The 17,670-nt window shown below is 69.7% G+C and carries 17 protein-coding genes and 1 tRNA gene; 12 read left to right on the top strand and 6 right to left on the bottom strand.

Features of this window, described 5'->3' with window-relative positions:
* Position 1: 1 nt before the first annotated feature.
* Both trkA and O9280_RS01975 read left to right on the top strand, forming a co-directional pair.
* Entirely contained in the window at positions 2-1,381 is a 1,380-nt protein-coding gene (trkA, locus tag O9280_RS01980; protein ID WP_298338108.1) for a Trk system potassium transporter TrkA, read from the top strand.
* Positions 1,372-2,850 (top strand): potassium transporter TrkG, encoded by a 1,479-nt coding sequence (locus O9280_RS01975; RefSeq protein WP_298338106.1) that lies wholly within the window; start codon positions 1,372-1,374, stop codon positions 2,848-2,850. The genes trkA and O9280_RS01975 overlap by 10 nt, the downstream gene beginning before the upstream one ends.
* Here O9280_RS01975 and O9280_RS01970 read toward each other — a convergent pair.
* Genes O9280_RS01970 through O9280_RS01960 form a run of 3 tightly spaced genes read right to left on the bottom strand, consistent with a single transcriptional unit; the run spans position 2,807 to position 5,794 of the window.
* A complete protein-coding gene (locus O9280_RS01970; protein ID WP_298338104.1) occupies positions 2,807-4,402 on the bottom strand; it encodes a PH domain-containing protein in 1,596 nt (531 codons plus the stop codon). The genes O9280_RS01975 and O9280_RS01970 overlap by 44 nt on opposite strands.
* Positions 4,395-4,916: a PH domain-containing protein gene (locus tag O9280_RS01965; protein WP_298338102.1), complete on the bottom strand. Its 522-nt coding sequence runs from the start codon at positions 4,914-4,916 to the stop codon at positions 4,395-4,397. The genes O9280_RS01970 and O9280_RS01965 overlap by 8 nt, the downstream gene beginning before the upstream one ends.
* Entirely contained in the window at positions 4,916-5,794 is an 879-nt protein-coding gene (locus O9280_RS01960) for a lipid A biosynthesis lauroyl acyltransferase (RefSeq protein WP_298338101.1), read from the bottom strand. Before O9280_RS01960 ends, O9280_RS01965 begins: the two co-directional genes overlap by 1 nt.
* A 71-nt stretch (positions 5,795-5,865) precedes the next feature.
* On the opposite strand from O9280_RS01960, the gene dtd reads away from it, so the two are divergent.
* From dtd to O9280_RS01940, 4 genes are all read left to right on the top strand, one after another.
* The gene (gene dtd / locus O9280_RS01955; RefSeq protein ID WP_298338099.1) at positions 5,866-6,303 is read left to right on the top strand and encodes a D-aminoacyl-tRNA deacylase; all 438 of its coding nucleotides are present in this window, start codon (positions 5,866-5,868) and stop codon (positions 6,301-6,303) included.
* A gap of 112 nt (positions 6,304-6,415) precedes the next feature.
* Positions 6,416-8,260 (top strand): RNA polymerase sigma factor RpoD, encoded by a 1,845-nt coding sequence (rpoD, locus tag O9280_RS01950; RefSeq protein WP_298338097.1) that lies wholly within the window; start codon positions 6,416-6,418, stop codon positions 8,258-8,260.
* Positions 8,261-8,431: 171 nt separating this feature from the next.
* On the top strand, positions 8,432-9,763 hold the full coding sequence (locus O9280_RS01945; protein ID WP_298338095.1) for a dicarboxylate/amino acid:cation symporter: 1,332 nt from the start codon (positions 8,432-8,434) through the stop codon (positions 9,761-9,763).
* Between the two features lie 71 nt (positions 9,764-9,834).
* Positions 9,835-9,910 (top strand) — tRNA-Ile (locus O9280_RS01940).
* A gap of 7 nt (positions 9,911-9,917) precedes the next feature.
* On the opposite strand, the gene O9280_RS01935 is transcribed toward O9280_RS01940, so the two are convergent.
* Entirely contained in the window at positions 9,918-10,253 is a 336-nt protein-coding gene (locus O9280_RS01935; RefSeq protein ID WP_298338093.1) for a hypothetical protein, read from the bottom strand.
* 111 nt (positions 10,254-10,364) lie between these two features.
* Positions 10,365-11,114, bottom strand: a complete 750-nt coding sequence (locus tag O9280_RS01930; RefSeq protein WP_298338091.1) for a 2OG-Fe dioxygenase family protein — start codon at positions 11,112-11,114, stop codon at positions 10,365-10,367.
* Between the two features lie 88 nt (positions 11,115-11,202).
* Between O9280_RS01930 and O9280_RS01925 the strand changes: the two genes are divergently transcribed.
* Positions 11,203-11,880, top strand: coding sequence for a dienelactone hydrolase family protein (locus O9280_RS01925; protein ID WP_298338089.1), 678 nt, complete (start codon positions 11,203-11,205; stop codon positions 11,878-11,880).
* Between the two features lie 27 nt (positions 11,881-11,907).
* On the opposite strand, the gene fabR is transcribed toward O9280_RS01925, so the two are convergent.
* Positions 11,908-12,567: an HTH-type transcriptional repressor FabR gene (gene fabR, locus O9280_RS01920; RefSeq protein ID WP_298338087.1), complete on the bottom strand. Its 660-nt coding sequence runs from the start codon at positions 12,565-12,567 to the stop codon at positions 11,908-11,910.
* A 148-nt stretch (positions 12,568-12,715) separates the two neighbouring features.
* On the opposite strand from fabR, the gene O9280_RS01915 reads away from it, so the two are divergent.
* Genes O9280_RS01915 through hemC form a run of 5 tightly spaced genes read left to right on the top strand, consistent with a single transcriptional unit; the run spans position 12,716 to position 17,658 of the window.
* Positions 12,716-13,777: an FAD-binding oxidoreductase gene (locus tag O9280_RS01915; RefSeq protein WP_298338085.1), complete on the top strand. Its 1,062-nt coding sequence runs from the start codon at positions 12,716-12,718 to the stop codon at positions 13,775-13,777.
* A gap of 1 nt (position 13,778) precedes the next feature.
* Positions 13,779-14,879 (top strand): acyl-CoA desaturase, encoded by a 1,101-nt coding sequence (locus tag O9280_RS01910; protein ID WP_298338083.1) that lies wholly within the window; start codon positions 13,779-13,781, stop codon positions 14,877-14,879.
* A gap of 55 nt (positions 14,880-14,934) precedes the next feature.
* A complete protein-coding gene (locus O9280_RS01905; RefSeq protein WP_298338081.1) occupies positions 14,935-15,975 on the top strand; it encodes a histidine kinase in 1,041 nt (346 codons plus the stop codon).
* Between the two features lie 4 nt (positions 15,976-15,979).
* Positions 15,980-16,714 carry a LytTR family DNA-binding domain-containing protein gene (locus O9280_RS01900; RefSeq protein ID WP_298338079.1) on the top strand — a complete coding sequence of 245 codons (735 nt, stop codon included), beginning with the start codon at positions 15,980-15,982 and terminating at the stop codon, positions 16,712-16,714.
* A gap of 32 nt (positions 16,715-16,746) precedes the next feature.
* Positions 16,747-17,658, top strand: a complete 912-nt coding sequence (gene hemC, locus O9280_RS01895) for a hydroxymethylbilane synthase (RefSeq protein ID WP_298338077.1) — start codon at positions 16,747-16,749, stop codon at positions 17,656-17,658.
* Positions 17,659-17,670 lie beyond the last annotated feature (12 nt).

Raw genomic sequence — 17,670 nt, 5'->3', positions numbered from 1 at the left:
CGTGAACATCCTGATCCTGGGTGCGGGCCAAGTGGGCACCTCCGTGGCGGCCGCCTTGGCCTCCGAAAACAACGACATCACCGTCGTCGACACCGACCACCAGCGCCTGCGCGACCTCGCCGAGCGGCTCGACATCCGGACCGTCGTCGGCCACGGCTCGTTGCCCTCCGTGCTGTCGCATGCGGGCGCCGAGGAGGCCGAGCTGCTGGTCGCGGTGACATCCAGCGACGAGGTCAACCTGCTGGCCTGCCAGATCGCACAGTCGCGCTTCCGCACTCCCACCCGGGTGGCGCGGTTGCGTGAATCGGAGTACCTCGACCTCGGCATGCTGAAGGACCCGCGCACCTCGCCGGTGAGCGCGGCCATCAGCCCGGAGAACCTGGTCGTCCGCCACATCGAACGCCTGATCGGCTACCCCGGTGCGCTGCAGGTTCTGGACTTCGCCCAGGGCCGCGCCCAGCTCGTGGCGGTGCGGGCGGTGGAAGGCGGCGCGCTGGTGGGCCACCAGCTCCGGGAGTTGCGCAACCATTTGCCGGCCGGTGCCGACGCCCGCGTCGCGGCCATCTTCCGCCGCGGCAAGCCGGTGAAGCCGGAGGCCTCGACGGTCATCGAGATCGACGACGAGGTGTTCTTCCTCGCCGATCGCCGGCACATCCCGGCGGTGATGGCCGAACTGCGTCGCGTCGAGAAGAGGCCGACGCGCCGCGTGCTGATCGCTGGCGGCGGCAACATCGGTCGCAACCTCGCGCGGGCGCTGGAGAACCGCTACTCCGTGAAGGTGATGGAGCGCTCCCGCGACCGAGCCCGCTCGATCGCCGAGGACCTGCTGAACTCCATCGTGCTGGTCGGCGACTGCGCGGACGAAGAACTGCTGCGCGAAGAGAACATCGACCAGACCGACATCTATTGCGCGCTCACCAACGACGACGAAGCCAACATCCTCTCGGCGATGCTCGCCAAGCGACTCGGCTGCCCGCGCGTGCTCGCGCTGATCAACCGCCCGGCCTACGCCGAGCTGGTGGAGGGCGGCAGCATCGACATCGCGGTGAGCCCCCAGCAGGTGACGCTCGGCGCCTTGCTCGCGCACATCCGCGAGGGCGCGCCGGCACAGGTCTACTCGTTGCGCCGTGGCGTGGCCGAGGCTGTCGAGGTCATCGCTCGCGGCGATCGGCGCAGTTCCCAGGTCATCGGCCGCGGGCTGGAGGAGCTTGCGCTTCCGCCGTCCGCGACCATCGGCGGCATCGTCCGCGGCGACCAGCTGCTGATCGCCCACCATGACGTGGTGGTCGAGCCGGAAGACCACTTGATCGTCTTCGTGATGGACAAGCGCGAAATGCCGCAGGTGACGGCGCTGTTCCAGGCCGGCGCGACGTGGCTCTGAGTCCTTACTCGCTGTTGTCTGAGCGCTCGCGCACCCTGTTGCGCATCTTCGGCGCGATCATCGCCCTCTCGGCGACGATCTCGCTGCCGCCGCTTTTCCTCGCCTGGTGGTGGGACGAGCCCAGCGCCACGGCTTTCCTCGAGAGCTTCCTGGTCGCGGGCATCGCCGGTTTCATCCTGTGGTTCCCGGTGCGCAACGCCCACTACGAGATGCGGCTGCGCGACGGCTTCCTGATCGTCTCCGGGGTGTGGATCATCGCGATTCTCGTGACGGCCCTGCCGTTCATGCTCACGGAGCCGAACCTCAGCTACACCGACGCGGTGTTCGAGGCCGCGTCCGGCCTGACGACCACGGGCGCCACCGTCATCGTCGGCATCGAGAACCTGCCCAAGAGCGTGCTGTTCTACCGGGCGTCGCTCTGCTACTTCGGCGGCATGGGCATCGTGATCCTCGCGGTGGCGATCCTGCCGATGCTGCGCATCGGTGGCATGCAGCTGTTCCGGGCCGAGACCACCGGCCCGCAGAAGGACAGCAAGCTCACGCCGCGCATCGCCGACACCGCCAAGGCGCTGTGGTTGGTCTACACCGGCCTCGTGCTGCTGTGCACGCTGTCGTTCTGGGTCGGCGGCATGACCTTCTTCGATGCCATCTGCCACGGGATGAGCGCGGTGGCCACCGGCGGCTTCGGCAACTACGACGCCAGCTTCGGCTACTGGAACAGCCCCTTGCTGGACAGCATCGCCATCCTCTTCATGTTCCTCGGCGGCCTGAATTTCGGCCTGCACTGGTACGCGTGGCGGCGTGCCACGCTGGGCCACTACAAGGCCGACGCCGAGTTCGTCAGCTTCTTCTGGATCTGCGTCGCGGTGAGCGTCGTGGTTGCGCTGGCCATCTGGATCGGCGGCCGCTTCGAGAGCCCGATGGAAGCCCTGCGCCATGCCACCTTCCAAGTGGTGTCGAACATCACCACCACCGGATTCGTCACGACCGGCTTCGTCGATTGGCCGGGCCTCGCGCCGCTGGCCTTGATCATGGTCGGCTTCATCGGCGGCTGCGCCGGTTCCACCTCCGGCGGCATGAAGGTGGCGCGCGTGCAGATGGTGGTGCGCCAGGGCTACCGCGAGCTGAAACAGCTCGTGCACCCGAAAGGCCAGTTCCTGGTGAAGGTGGGCGGGAAGCGCGTCTCCGAGAGCGTGGTCATCTCGGTGGCGGGCTTCTGCACGCTCTACATCCTCAGCTTCCTGGTGATGACGCTGGCGCTGACGGCGGATGGCGTCGACATCGTCACCGCGTTCTCGGCGATCGCCGCCTGCATGAACAACATGGGTCCCGGGCTCGGTGCCGTGGCCTCCCACTTCCGCGACATGAGCGATTTCGCCGTGTGGGTGTGCAGCTTCGCGATGGTGCTCGGCCGGCTCGAGGTGTTCACGCTGCTGGTGCTGCTGACGCCCCAGTTCTGGCGGGATTGATTCCCGCGTCGCGCGGCATCAGTGCGCGCAGGCGGGCGGCCAGCGCCTCGGCCTCGGCGACGGCGAGGTAGGGGATGCGCAGCGCCGGTTCCATCGGCGAAGCGCCCGCCGTGTCGAGGTGCAGCGTGGCCATGCCGTGGCGGCGGTCGAAGGGCGACTGGGTGATCTGCAGCGCGTGCAGCTTGCGTGCTTCGGCGAAGCGCCAGTGGCGATCGAGCCAGCCCTGGCGGAACGCGACCACGCCGCCGGCGAGGGTCCATGCCGAATAGCGGGCCCAGACCCGCGCGCGCAGGTAGACGGGACCCAGCAGTGCCAAGGCCCACAGGCCCACCGGGCCCTCGAAGTAGACGAGCAGCGCGGTGCCGGCGAGCACGGCCATCGCGAGCGGAGCGAATACGCGCCACCAGGCGCGCGGATGCAGCCGTTGCCAGTCCTGCAGCGGCCAGCTGCCCTCGGGCAGCAGGGCGGCGAGCATGCCGTCCATGCCCGCGGGCGCGGCCAGCGGCACGAGGTCGCGCACCGACTGGCTCTCGTTCACGACCTCCACCGAGGCACGGTCGACGCGCAGGCTCTGCCGGCCGAACCAGCGATGCAGCAGCGTCTCGCGCAAGGAGTAGGCCTGGATGCGGCGTTTCGGCAGGTGGCTGCGCACGCGGCTGATGAGCCCGCGTTCGACGCGCAGTTCGCGCTCGCCCGCGTGCAGGCGGAAGTCATGGAACTGCAGGATGGCCAGCGCCACCGACAGCAGGCGCACGGCAACGACCATGGCCACCAGCAGGGCGAAGGCCAGTCCCGCGTAGGCCACGGGGCCGAGGTGCCAGGCTTCCGCCATGGCGATGCCCTCGCGGCCCATCGATTCGATGCCGTGGCTCAGCCGCTTGGTGAAGACGTCACCGGCCTGCGTCAGGTAGGCGAAGCCCGCGGCGACCACCAGCATGCCGCGGTTCGAGATCAGCCCGAGGCGCACCAGTTCGCGCGTCGGCAGGGCGAGCCACAGCACCGGGGCGTCATCGCGGGCCGCGTCGCCGCCGCCGTCCGTCGCCTGTGCCGCACGCGCCCGGTTCGCACCCTCCCGCACCAGGGCCTCGAGGGCGTTCGCCTGCTCGAGTTTCAGCACCTGCATCTGCGCCTCGGCGTTGCCCATGCCGCCCGCGGACTCCAGGCGCACTTCCGCCACACCCACGAGGCGATGCAGCAGGTTCTGGTGCAGGGTGACGTTCTGCACGCGGTCGAAGGGAATCAACCGGACATTGCGTTGCAGCAGCCCGCTGCGGATCACCAGGGCGCTCTCAAGGAAGCCGTAGCGGTAGGTGAAGTACCGCCACACCGCCACGACGGCCAGCATCGCGGCGCCGGCGAGGCCGATCAGGTCGCCGATGTCGTCGCCGTCCTCCCGGCTCCCGCCGAGCAGCAGCACGAGGATTGGCAGGGCGAACATGCGCAGTTGCGCGATCAAGGTGAACAGCCAGGACAGCGGATGCAGCCGCTGCGTGGCGGCGGCCTGCAGGGCCTCGCGGTCGTCGAGCTCCGGCGCGTCGGTGGCCTCAGCCATGCGCGGCGTCGTCGTGCTCGCGCTGGCGCGGCACCAGGGCATCGCGCAGCTGGTTGGCGCTGTCCTCGTCGAAGCCGGGCTGTCGAACCGCGCTCAAGCGCGTTCCGGCGGTGTGCACCACGAGCGTGGCGAGACCATAACGGCGTTCGATCGGCCCGCGCTCGATATCGAGGTGCTGAACGCGCGCGCGCGGCACCAGCACTTCCGAACGCCAGAAGCGGCCGCGGCGCACGCGCAGGCCGTCGCCATCGAGGCGCCAGCGGGTGTAGCGGAAGGCGAGGGTGGCGCGCCACTGCGCCAGCGCGAGGCAGAGCGCCAGCGCACCGAGCGCCATGCCGAGATGCCACCACGCCGGCCCGTCGGCGAAAGCGAGGACGACCGCCGGGATCGTGCCGAAGGCCAGGCCGAACACTGCGCCGGCGATCGCCGAGGACAGTCGGAAGCAGCGCCGGGCGGCGTCGGGCAGCGGCTGCCAGGGCGCGTCCCCCGGCCAGTCCATCAGCGAGTCGGTCATCAATAGCATTCCGGCCAATACGGGTTCACGGGGGCTTCGTTGGCACGCTGGCCCTTGAAGCGCTTGTAGGTCCACTGGTACTGCGCGAGATCGCGGCGGACGAACGCCTCCACCGCTGAGTTCAACGCGTCGAGCCCCACCTGCACAGGCCCGGAGGTCACGGTGGCCGGCAGCGGCTCGATCACGATGCGGAACCGCCCGCCGGGCAGCCGCTCCGCGGCCGCCAGCAGGAAGCGCGCCTCCGGGTGGCGTGTGCCCAGGCGGTGCAGGAGGGTCATGGTCAGCGCCGGTACGCCGAAGAACGGCGACCACTGGCCGCCGGTGGCGTCCGGCGTCTGGTCGGGCGTGATGCCGAGGGTCTCCCCCCGCTGCAAAGCCCGCAGCAGGGGTTTCATCCCATGCACATCGGCGGGCACGGCGCTGACGCCACCGCGTTCGCGCGCGAGCCGAAGGAAGGCGTCGACGGCGGCGAACTTGGCGCGCGTGTAGATCAGGGTGAGGGGCCGCCGCGCGGCGAGCCACTGCACCAGCAGCTCCCAGTTGCCGTAGTGCGGCGCGACGATCACCACGGGACCCGCCCGCTCGCCCGCCGCAAGGTGCTCAAGGCCCACCGCCTCGACGATCTCACGCAGGTTTTCGGCGCGCGGACGCGTCCAGAAACGCAGGCTCTCGAGCAGCGTCAGCTGCGTTTGCACCAGGGTCGGTAGCGCCATCGTCGCATCGAGACCGGTGAGGCGCAGGTTGCAGTCGACCACCCGCGCCATCTTGGCGCGCCGCCGGTATTCGCGCGCTGCGACCCGTTCGGTGATGGCCCGGCGCAGCCCCGGGCCGGGGAGTCCGGCCAGCCAGGCGAGGGCACGCAACGCATGGGCCGCCAAGGGAATTCGCATCGGCGGAGTCTAGCGGAGCCGGCTTGACGCCCTGCAGGGGGGGTCGCGAGCATTCACCGATGATCGCCCTCATCCAGCGCGTCCTCCACGCCAGCGTCGACGTCGACGGCGAGACCGTCGGCGCCATCGGCCCGGGCCTGCTCGCCCTGGCCTGCGTCCAGCCCGGTGACACGCCAGCGCGCATCGCGAAGATGGCGGACCGCCTCGCCGCCTATCGCGTGTTCGCCGATGCAGCGGGCCGCATGAACGTCGGGCTGAAAGACCACGGGGGCGGACTGCTGCTGGTCAGCCAGTTCACTTTGGGCGCCGACACCGCCTCCGGACTGCGGCCGAGCTTTTCCACCTCGGCGCCGCCGGACGAGGCGCGGGTGGGCTTCGAGGCCCTCGTCGCCGCCTGCCGCGAGCGCCTGCCGGTGGTCGAAACCGGCCGTTTCGGCGCCCACATGCAGGTGTCGCTGGTCAACGACGGGCCGGTCACCTTCTGGCTCGAGACCTGAGCCCTGGCGCCGCCCCTGAACGAAAACCCCTTTTCGATCAACGATTTGGCGTGAAGGCCGAGGGCGCCGGTATAATAGCCGGTTCCCGCTCTCTCCTCTCGGTACCCCCTCCATGGCAACTCCGCGTCCGGAGCAGCAGTCCGAAATCAAGCAGCTGATCAGCAAGGGTCTGGAACAGGGTTACCTGACCTACGCCGAAGTCAACGACCACCTCCCCGACGACGTCGTCGATCCGGAGCAGATCGAAGACATCATCGGCATGATCAACAGCATGGGCATCGAGGTGCATGAAGTCGCACCCGACGCCGAAACCCTGTTGCTCACCGACGCGACGAGCACCCGCGAGGCGGACGAAACCGCCGCCGAGGAAGCGGCCGCCGCGCTGAGCGCGATCGACGCCGAAGGCGGTCGCACGACCGATCCGGTGCGCATGTACATGCGCGAGATGGGCACGGTCGAGCTGCTGACCCGCGAAGGCGAGATCGCCATCGCCAAGCGCATCGAGGAAGGCCTGCACCAGGTGCAGAACTCGCTCGCGGCGTTCCCGTGGACGATCCAGATCATCCTCGACGATTACGCGCTGCACCAGGAAGGCAAGAAGCGCCTCTCCGAGATCGTCACCGGCTTCGCCGACCTCGAGACGCCCGAGCTGTTCGGCGGCGCGCCGATCGAAGCGGTGGCCGACGAGGAGGAAGAGGTCGAGGTCGAGGGCGGCGACGACGAGGAAGCCGAGACCCAGACCGGCCCGGACCCGGTCGAGGTCGCGCGCCGCATGGAGCTGCTGAAGTCGCACTTCGGCAAGTTCGAGAAGACGCACGCCAAGTACGGCTCGGCCGACAAGAAGACGGTCAAGGCCCGCGAAGAAATGGCGGGCGAGTTCATGAAACTCAAGCTGCCGCTGGCGCTGATCGACGCGTTGGTGCGCAAGGTCCGCGAGGTGGTGTCCGAGATCAAGGACCACGAGCGCAAGGTGCTCGACATCTCGACGCGCCTCGCCAAGATGCCGCGCAAGGACTTCATCAAGGCGTGGCCGACCAACGAGACCAACCTCGAGTGGGCCGACGAGATCATCCGTCGCAAGCAGAAGTGGTCGTCGGGCATGCGCGAGCATCGCGATGCCATCCTCGCCCAGCAGAACGCGCTGATCGCCCTCGAGGGCGCGCTGTGCCTCACGCTTGGCGAGATCAAGGACACCGCCCGCGCGATGGCCTACGGCGAGGCCAAGGCCCGCAAGGCGAAGAAGGAGATGGTCGAGGCCAACCTGCGTCTCGTGATCTCGATCGCCAAGAAGTACACCAACCGCGGCCTGCAGTTCCTCGACCTCATCCAGGAAGGCAACATCGGCCTGATGAAGGCGGTCGACAAGTTCGAATACCGCCGCGGCTACAAGTTCTCGACCTACGCCACGTGGTGGATCCGCCAGGCCATCACCCGCTCGATCGCCGACCAGGCGCGCACCATCCGCATCCCGGTGCACATGATCGAGACGATCAACAAGCTCAACCGCATCTCGCGGCAGATGCTCCAGCAGTTCGGCCGCGAGCCGACGCCGGAGGAGCTGGCGAAGGAAATGGACATGCCGGAGGACAAGATCCGGAAGGTCCTGAAGATCGCCAAGGAACCGATCTCGATGGAAACGCCGATCGGCGACGACGAGGACAGCCACCTCGGCGATTTCATCGAGGACACGAACGCCGAGTCGCCGCTGGAGAACGCGACGACCACCGGCCTGTCCGAGACGGTCCGCACCGTGCTCTCCGGCCTGACCCCGCGCGAGGCCAAGGTGCTGCGCATGCGCTTCGGCATCGACATGAACACCGACCACACCCTCGAGGAAGTCGGCAAGCAGTTCGACGTCACCCGCGAGCGCATCCGCCAGATCGAGGCCAAGGCGCTGCGCAAGCTGCGCCACCCGAGCCGCTCCGAGCAGCTGCGCAGCTTCCTCGACCTCGAGTAAGTCGCCCGCGCCCGCAAGGCCCCGACGCCCCGCCTCGTGCGGGGCGTCGTCGTTTCCGGGCTCATTGGGGGTGGCTGGCGCTGTGAATTGACGCGGCCTTCATGCATCCTCGCGGCTTCCCGCGTGGGGCCCACCCGCGCCTCGGCGCGCTCGAAGGACAAGGACCCGCACATGGCGATCGACACCACGAACAGCGGCTCGGCCGCGCCGGCAAGGAAAGGCAGCACGCTGACCTGGTGGATCCTCGGTGCCCTGGTGCTCGGGATCATTGTCGGCGCCATCTTCAACGCCACCGTCGCCGACACGACGGCGGTGGTCGACGGCCTCACCATCGTCACCACCGTCTTCCTCCGACTGATCAAGATGATCATCGGGCCGCTGGTGTTCGCCACGCTGGCCGTTGGCATCGCCAAGATGGGCGACCTCGGGACGGTGGGTCGCATCGGCCTGAAGGCGATGACGTGGTTCCTCGGCGCGTCGCTCGTGTCGCTCACCCTGGGCCTTGTGCTCGTGAACCTGTTCCAGCCGGGCGTCGACACCGGCCTGGTGCTCCCGGACGCCGGCGCGCAAAGCGGCATCGCCGTCAGCGGCCTCACCCTGAAGGACTTCGTCACCCACCTCGTGCCCACCAGCATCGCGGACGCGATGGCGCGCAACGAGATCCTGCAGATCGTCGTTTTCTCGGTCTTCTTCGGCGTGGCCTGCGCCGGCGTGGGTGACAAGGCCAAGGTGATGGTCGATGCGCTCGAAGGCCTGAGCTACGTGATGCTCAAGGTCACGATGCTGGTGATGTGGTTCGCCCCGTTCGCCGTTTTCGCCGCCGTGGCGGCGACGATCTCGAAGAGCGGACTCGACGTGCTGGCCGTCTACGGCAAGTTCATGGGGCAGTTCTACCTCGGCATCGTGCTGCTCTGGGGCCTGCTCTTCCTCGCGGCGTTCGCCATCCTGCGGCGGCGCGCGGTGGGGTTGTTCCGCGCCGTCCGCGAGCCGACGCTGCTCGCATTCGCCACGGCATCGAGCGAGGCCGCCTATCCGAAGACGCTGGCCCAGCTGGAGAAGTTCGGCTGCAGCAACCGCGTCGCGTCCTTCGTGCTGCCGCTCGGCTATTCGTTCAACCTCGACGGCTCGATGATGTACTGCACTTTCGCGGTGGTCTTCATCGCGCAGGTGTACGGCATCGACCTGACGCTGGGGCAGGAGATCACGATGCTGCTCGTGCTCATGGTCACCAGCAAAGGCATGGCCGGCGTGCCTCGCGCCTCGCTGGTGGTCATTGCGGCGACGCTGGCGCAGTTCGACATCCCGGAGGCCGGCCTGCTGCTGCTGCTCGGCGTCGACCACTTCCTCGACATGGCGCGTTCGGCGACGAACGTCATCGGCAATACCGTCGCGACGGCCGTGGTTTCGAAGTGGGAGGGTCAGCTGCGCGCGGAGGGCGAGGCGAATCCCGACCTCATCGAGGCCGTCGGACCTGCGGAGCCCGCGCCAGGCCCGCTGCGCTGAGGCGCCAAAAACGAAGCGCCCCACGTCATGGACGCGAGGCGGTGTGCGGCATCGCTACAATCGCGGCGAGCGGGCCCATAGCTCAATGGTTAGAGCACGGGACTCATAATCCCTTGGTTCCAGGTTCGAGTCCTGGTGGGCCCACCAGTCTCGTTCAATGCGTCCGGATCGCCGCGTCGCTGTGCGCCCATTGCGCCACCACGGCCACGCGCATCGCGCGGATCAGCTCGGCCGAGGTCGGGAAGCGCCGGAACGCGGTCGGGTTCGCCAGTGTCCAGGCCTCGCCGAGGGTGGTGCGACCGGCGATGGCGCGGGTTTTCAGGCGCTCCCAGGCCGCGGCATTCGGCTTGCCCAGGTAGGCGAGGATCGCGTCCTTGGTGGCCGCCGCGAGGGGGCCGTCGGCGTCCGTGCAGCCCTTGAAGATGCCGGGTTCGTTCATGCCTGCCGAGCGGGCGGCGTGGGCGGGGGCATCGGCGCTGGTGTCGAACATGGCGGACTCCGGGTCGGTTCCCCCGAACTGGAGCAAGTTCCGTGCCAGTCTTTTGGCGTGATGTGCGTCAAGTTTCGGGCGGCTTCAGTGCCGGAAATCCGTGCCTAGGGGTCAGGCCACCGGGTCGAGGAAGCCGTCCCGCCGCCAGGTGAGCACGAGCGTGTCGCGGTGGCCGGCCGCGCCGTCCGGCTGCAGGGGCGTGGTTTCGTGGATCATCCGGGCGTCGTCGAGCAGCAGGGCGGTGCCGGGTTCGACCATCGTGAACCGGAGGCCGGCCGGGCCCTCGGCGTCGAACACCCGGGTTTCCCCGCCGCGCACGGCCAACCGGTCGATGAGGACCACCGCCACGAAATCGACGCCGTCCCGATGCGCGCCTTCCGGCGTGGGGCGCCCGATGCCCTGCGCCGTATCGATCCGGAACTGGTGCACTTCGACGAAGGGCAGGGCATGGCCGGCGGCGGCGGCGCAGGCCGCCCCCAGCCCGGTGACCAGCCCGAGGAAGGCCGGATCGGCCAGCGTGGCGTCGAGCACCGGGGCGAACCAGCGCTCGTAGCCGCCGTGCAGGGCGTTGTAATCGGTCGGCTGCCAATGCGGCCGGGACACGCGCTGTTCGATGCGTCGCCCGTCCCCGCTCATCACTAGCGAGGCGTGGCGACGAAAGCGGTAGCGGCCGCCATCGCGCAGGTGCTCGTCCGGCGGCAGGTCGGCCCAGTGCATGGCGAGGCCGGCGAGGACCTCCGGGTCCACCCCCGCGGCGCGCGCGCTGGCGGCCGGCGAGAGTCGGGCGAAGCCCTGTGCGGCCAGCGTTTCGGAAGGGGTTTCGTCGTCGAGGCGCCAGGACGGCGTGGTGATCGCACTCATCCGCGCATTGTGCGGTGCCGGCGCGGCGGCGGGCAGGGGCCGCCGGCTCGGGCACAATGCCGCGCCTTCATCTGCTGATGCCGCCGCCGTGCCCAACGCGCTCCTCGACACGATCGAAACCACCACCGGCGCCAAGCCGGTCTTCTCGGTGATCTGGCTGCATGGCCTCGGCGCCGACGGCCACGACTTCGCGCCGATCGTGCCCGAGCTGGTGCGCAAGGAGTGGCCGGCCCTGCGTTTCGTGTTCCCGCACGCACCGGTGATGCCGATCACCATCAACAACGGCCACGCGATGCGTGCCTGGTACGACATCGTCAGCCTCGATTTCTCGAAGGTGCGCGAGGACGCCGCCGGCGTGCGGCGCTCGATCGCCGACGTGGATGCCTTGGTGGCGCGCGAGCGCGACCGCGGCGTTCCGGCGAACCGCATCATCCTCGCCGGCTTCTCGCAGGGTGGCGCGATCACGCTGGCCGCCGGTCTGCGCCGCGAGCAGCCCTTCCTCGGACTGGCGGCTCTCTCGACCTACCTGCCGCTGGCCGCGGACACGCCCGCGGAAGCCACGCCCAAAGGTCTCGCCACGCCGGTGTTCATGGCGCACGGCACGCAGGACCCGGTGGTGCCGCTTTCGGCGGGGCAGAAATCCGCCGAGGCGCTCAAGGCGCTGGGCATGGACGTCGCGCTGCGCCGCTACCCGATGCCGCATTCGGTGTGCGCGGAAGAGATCCGCGACCTCGGCGACTGGATGACGGCGCGTTTCGCCGGCTGATCCGGCCGTCGCTAGACCCGGGGCGCGTCAGCGCGCCTCGTGCTCGGCCAGCACGTGCGAGCCGACCATGATCATCTTCAGCATCTCGACCAGCTGCTCGACGACTTCGCCGCGGCGTTCGCGCGGCAGGTCGATGGCGGTGGCCCCCATGGCGAACACCAGCCGCGTCATCGCCGTCGCGACGAGGGCCGGCGCGTGGACAGGCCGGCCACCGGCTTCCGAGAGGCGCACCAGGTCGATGCAGAGCTCCTCCTCGAAGGTGCGCAGCTCGCGCTCGACGGCGGCCTTGTAGGCGTCGGAGCCGACCATGCCCTCGCGCAGCAGGATGTGCAGCAGGCGCTCGTCGGCGTCGAGCTGCTCCATGAAGGTCTCGATCGAGGTGCGGATGACGCTGCGCCCCGGCTTCAGGCGTGTGCGCGCCTCGCGGATGATCGTGCGCAGGCTGCGGCCGCCGAGTTCGATCAGCGCGATGGCCAGCGCGTCCATGTCGCGGAAGTGCCGATAGAAGCTGTTCGGGGCGATGTCCGCTTCGCGCGCCACCTCGCGCAGCGAAAGCGTGGACACGCTTCGGTGGGGCCCCAGCAGGCGCAGGGCGGCGGCAATGAGGTCGTCGCGGCTGATCTGCGGCTTGCGGCCGGGGCCCGAGGGCGTGGCCCGGGCCGGATGGAGGGGAATCGGATCGCTCATGGGGCGCAGTGTAGAGGGCGGGAGGGGGTGGCCCGGCCCGGGATGAACGCGGCCCGGCCCGGCGATTGAATTTCGGGATGGTTGTCTATACGTCTGTCTGCACGACTGTATAGTATTCCCCAGCGCCACCGCCCCAGCCGAGCCCCGCATGTCCTTCGCCCTTGCGCCGCCCCCGTTCCGCCCCGCCTGGCATTACTGGCGCGGCCTGCTGCAGCCCGGCTGGAGCCCGTATGGCAACACCGCGCGGCTGATCCGCCGCGAGGCGGCCTCGGCAGACAGCGAGACCCTGTGGCTGAAGCCTTTCGAGCGCCTGCAGGGTTGGCAGCCCGGCCAGCACCTGAGCTTCGGCTTCGAACTGGACGGCCGCCGTTTCCAGCGCAGCTTCACCCTGACCAGCCTGCCGGGGCAGCGCGAGATCGCCATCACCGTCCGCAAGGTGGCGGGCGGCCGTTTCGCCGACTGGTTGTCCGAGGCCCGCGAGGGCGCCCGACTGCAGATCAGCGAACCGTGGGGCGGCATGGCCTTCGAGATGCCGGATGCGCCGCAGCGGATGCTGATGGCGGCCGGCAGCGGCATCACCGCGGCGATCGCGCAAGTGCGCGCGGCCGCGGAGCGCGGCCAGCTGGCCGGGCTCTCCCTGGCGTACTGGGTGCGCGAGCGCGCCGAGGCCTGCTTCGTCGAGGAACTGCGCACGCTGCAGGCTCGCTTCCCCGATTTCCAATTCCGCCTGTTCCTCACCGGTGAAGCGCCGTCCGCGGCGCACGAAGCCGAAGGTCGCCTCGACGAAGCCACGCTGGCCGCACTCCCCGGCAGCCCACAGGGTGCCGAGGTGCTCGCCTGCGGCCCGACCGGCTTCGTCGCCCGCGTGGAGGCCTTGCTGCGCGAAGCGGCGGCACGCATCGCCACCGAGAGCTTCACGCCGCCGGTGCTGCGCGTGCCCGACGTGCCGGCCGCGGCGGTGCAGCTCACGCTCTTGAAAAGCGGTCGCACGCTCAGCATTCCCACCGACACGCCCCTGCTCGCCGCGCTCGAAGCGGCCGGGCTCAAGCCCGAGCACGGTTGCCGACAGGGCCTGTGCGGCCGCTGCACCTGCGCCAAAGCCAGCGGCGTGCATATCGACCTGCGCGACGACAGCGCCCATCCCGAAGCCAGCACCTCGCTGAAGCTCTGCGTCAGCGCGGCCCGCACCGACCTTGCGATCGACCTCTGACATGACCGCCCACGCCCCCCTGCTCACCGGCGAGCGCCTCGAAGCCTTCGGCGCCGAACTCGACACGCTTCGCGAGAAGCACGTCCGCGACCTCGGTGCCGCCGACGCCCGCTACATCCGCCGCGTGCGCCACGTCGTGCGCTGGACGGAAGTGCTCGGCCGCCTCGCGCTCTATGGCGCGGCGCCCGCGCCCTGGCTGCTCTGGCCGCTGTGGGCCTTCGGCGTGCTGATGCTCGGCATCTCGAAGATTGTCGACAACATGGAACTCGGCCACAACGTCATCCACGGCCAGTACGACTGGATGAACGACCCGAGCCTGCAGGGCGACCGCTTCCAGTGGGACCACCTCTGCCCCTCGGACTGGTGGCGGCAGACGCACAACCACAGCCACCACCAGTGGACCAACGTGCGCGGCAAGGACGACGACGTGGGCTATGGCCTGCTGCGCATCTTCCCGGAGCAGCGCTGGACGCCGTTCGCGCTGGGCCAGCCGATCTACGCGGCCCTGCTCGCGGTGTTCTACCAGACCGGCATCGCCATCCAGCACCTGAAACTCGGCCGCTACGTGAAGGGGCGCCGCTCGTGGCGCTACTTCCTCTCCGACGCGAAGCCGCTGCTGCGCAAGCTGCCCTGGCAGGGCGGCAAGGACTACGTGCTTTTCCCGTTGCTGGCCGGCCCCTTCTTCCTGCCGGTGCTGCTGGGGAACATGGCCGCGAACCTCGTGCGCAACCTGTGGACCTTCGTGGTGATCTTCTGCGGCCACTTCACCGCCGACGCGATCACGTTCACGCCGGCCCAGGTGAAGGACGAAACGCGCGCCGGCTGGTACCAGCGGCAGATCCGCGGCTCGTCGAACATCGGCGGCGGGTTCCTGATGAACTTCATGACCGGAAACCTGAGCCACCAGATCGAACACCACCTCTTCCCCGACCTGCCGGCCCGCCGCTACGCCGACATGGCCGTCGAGGTGAAGGCGCTCTGCGCGAAGTACGGCGTGCCCTACAACACGGGCTCGCTGCCGAAGCAGTTCGGGGAAGTGGTGTGGCGAATCTTCCGCCACGCCCTGCCGAGCCGTCCGCACTGGGTGCCGGCGGCGGCCTGAGACCGTTCCCGACGCGGCCGCGGGGCCGGCCGCGGCATTCGGCAATAATGCGGCGATGTCGCCCGTCGCCGACCGCCTGAGTCTTCCTGAGTTCTGTTCCCGCGGGCGCCTGTTGGCCGCGGTCGCGGCCGGGCAGGTGGTGATGCTCACCATCGCGCTGGCGCCCACCCGCGCACCGCGCTGGGATTTCACCGAATTCGCCTCCGCCAGCGCGCTGGCCACGTGGATCGCGATCGCCTCGGCGGTGGCGCTGTGCAAGTTGCGCCCCTGGCTCTCACGCTTGCCGACCCGCGTCGATTTCGCGGCGGCGACGGCCGTTCCCACCCTGGTGGCGCTGCTCGGCGCCGGGGCCCTGAACTACATCGCCGCGAGCCTCGGGCAGTTCGTCCTCGACGCCGAGATGAACCGGCACTTCGTGTTGACCACGGCGGGGCTCACCGGCCTGATCGCCGCCATCGCATTGCGCTACTTCGCCGCGCAGGATCGCTGGCGCGCCCAGGTGCAAGCGGTCTCGCAGGCACAGATGGAGGCGCTGCAGGCGCGTATCCGGCCGCACTTCCTGTTCAATTCGATGAACTCCATCGCCGCCCTGGTGCGTCGCGACCCGGCTGCCGCGGAGCGCGCGGTGGAAGACCTGTCCGAGCTGTTCCGCGCCGCGCTGGGGGCGCCGGGGCAACGCGGCACGCTGGCCGACGAGATCCATCTCGCGCAGCGCTTCCTCGGCATCGAGCAGCTGCGCCTCGGGTCGCGGCTCCAGGTGAACTGGAACGCGGCACCGGGTTTGCCGATGGATCTGCCGCTGCCACGCCTCGTGCTGCAACCCCTGCTGGAAAACGCGGTCGTGCATGGCATCGCGCGGCTCAAGGAGGGTGGCGAGATTCGCATCGACCTCTCGGTCGTGGAGGGCTTGTTGCGCATCGACGTGGGCAACCCGCGGCCGGTGGGGGTCGATCCGCGCCCCGGCAATGGCCATGCCCTCGAATCGATCCGCCAGCGACTGCGCCACCAGTTCGGCGACGGCGCGCGGATGTCGTCGGAGGCCGCCGAGGGCTACTATCGCGTTCGCTTGGAACTGCCGCTCGGCGCTGCCGCCTGATCCCATGGATGTCCTGATCGCCGACGACGAACCGCTGGCCCGCGAGCGCCTTGCCGCCCTGCTCGCCGAACTGGGCGGGCATCGCGTGGTGGCGATGGTCGGCGACGGCCGCAGCGCCCTCGACGCCTGCCTGACGCAGCCGCCGGATGTCGTGCTGATGGACATCGAGATGCCGGAGATGGACGGCCTCGAGGCCGCGCGCCATCTCGCCGGGATGGAATCGCCGCCCGCCGTGGTGTTCTGCACCGCCTACGACGAGCACGCGCTGGCGGCCTTCGAAGCCGCGGCGGTCGACTACCTGCTCAAGCCCGTGCGCGCGGAGCGCCTTGCCGCGGCCCTGCAGCGCGCTGCTGAACGACGCGCCGGGCGCAAGCAGGCGGCGGCTGCGCCGGCGCTGCCGGGCCGGGCGCGCACCCATCTCGCGGCACGGCTGCGCGGTTCGCTGCGCCTCATTCCCGTTGCGGACATCCGCTACCTGCAGGCGGAAGAGAAATACGTCGTCGTGCACCATGCCCGCGGCGAGGACCTCGTCGAGGATTCCCTCAAGGGCCTCGAAGCGGAATTCGCCGGCCGCTTCCTACGCATCCACCGCAACTGCCTCGTCGCACGCGAGCAGTTCAGCGAGTTGCGGCGCTCGCCGGAGGGCGTCGTGAACGCGGTGCTGCGCGACGGCGGTGCGGTGCTCGAAGTCAGTCGCCGCTGCCTGCCTGCGCTTCGCGACGAGCTGAAACACCTGTAGCGCCGACGACGGCGCCCCTCACGGAACCCGACATGCCCCTGATCCGACTGGCCACGCGCGAGAGCGCGCTCGCCCTCTGGCAAACCGAACACGTCGCCGCGCGCTTGCGCGCCCTGCACCCCGGGCTCGAGGTGCAACTGGTGCCGATGACCACGCGCGGCGACCAGATCCTCGACCGCGCGCTGGCGGCCGTCGGCGGCAAAGGGCTGTTCCTGAAGGAGCTCGAGGTCGCGATGCTGGAAGGCCGTGCCGACGCCGCCGTGCATTCGCTCAAGGACGTGCCGATGGAGCTCGACGGCCCCTTCGTGCTGGCCGCCATCCTCGAGCGTGCCGATCCCTTCGATGCCTTCGTCAGCAACGCCCACGCCACGCTCGATGCCCTGCCGCGCGGTGCGCGCGTCGGCACCAGTTCGTTGCGTCGGCAGGCGCAGCTCCGCGCGCTTCGACCCGACCTCGAACTGCTCGACCTGCGCGGCAACGTCAACACGCGGCTGGCGAAGCTCGATGTCGGGCAGTACGACGCCATCATCCTCGCCTGCGCCGGGCTGCAGCGCCTCGGCTTCGACGCCCGCATCCGCGAGCGGTTGACGCCGCCGCGCCTGCTGCCGGCCGTCGCGCAGGGGGCCATCGCCATCGAATGCCGCGAGGGTGACGCCGACATCGCGCGGCTGCTACGCGGGCTGGATGACGGCACCACGCGCGTCTGCGTCGAGGCCGAGCGGGCGATGAACCGCGCCCTGCACGGCAGCTGCCACGTGCCGGTGGCCGGCTTCGCCGAGCTGTTCAACGAGAAGCTGCTGCTGCGCGGCGCGGTGGGCGATGCCAACGACGGCCGCTTGGTGCGGGCGGAAGCGAAGGGCAGCGCCGCCGATCCGGAAGGCCTCGGCCAACGCGTCGCCGAGGCCTTGCTGGCGCAGGGCGCGGGCGAATTGCTGGGGCACTGAACGCCCCGCCGG

The sequence above is a fragment of the Silanimonas sp. genome, assembly GCF_027531545.1.
Taxonomy (GTDB): Bacteria; Pseudomonadota; Gammaproteobacteria; order Xanthomonadales; family Xanthomonadaceae; genus Silanimonas.
The sequence above is the reverse complement of the archived record's forward strand: the minus strand, read 5'-3'. Positions and strand labels throughout refer to the sequence as shown.